Annotated in this window: 1 protein-coding gene; it reads left to right on the top strand. The window is 33.1% G+C overall.

Annotation, left to right across the window (positions count from 1 at the left end; all coding sequences use genetic code 11):
• Positions 1-544 (top strand): hypothetical protein (locus tag ACS8FC_RS20290; RefSeq protein WP_439298110.1); only part of this gene is annotated, 544 nt, incomplete at both ends.

Below are 544 nucleotides of genomic sequence, written 5' to 3'. Positions count from 1 at the left end.
ATCTGCAAGAAAAATGATGAATTGGGATAAGGAGGCATGGTCTATAGCTCCTTTTTTGAGTACTGCAGCAAACAGACCAAACTTGAATGAAGATTTATTACCACTTGTACATGCTCTTTCAAATGAATTGAGAGTTACCATTTCATTAATATTCAAAGAACCTGAGCCTTCTGATATTTCTAAAAATGGTGGTGCTTCTTTTGGTCATGAAAATGAGTTTGTTCCAGTTGAGCATATAATTGGAACTCAAATTATATTATATAACTACTGTCTGCTTGAGGCATATGAGTTCGACTTATACAGAAAAATATTACATGAGAAGCGAGAAAATTTTTTTGATGAAAAATTTTCACTTAAAGATATTGCTACTAGGGGTGTTGATATACTGGTTGAAGGAATTCTAGAACGTGAGCAAAACAGATATGAGCGAATGGGAGTAAGGAAAAGAATTAATCTCTGGAAAAATTTGGGTATAGAACCTATTCCTGAAAAATGGATTGTGGCATATGAAGAAATTTCTAATAGAAGAAATACTCTTACACAC

It is taken from the genome of Psychrobacter sp. 1Y4, assembly GCF_051847555.1.
The sequence above is the reverse complement of the archived record's forward strand: the minus strand, read 5'-3'. Positions and strand labels throughout refer to the sequence as shown.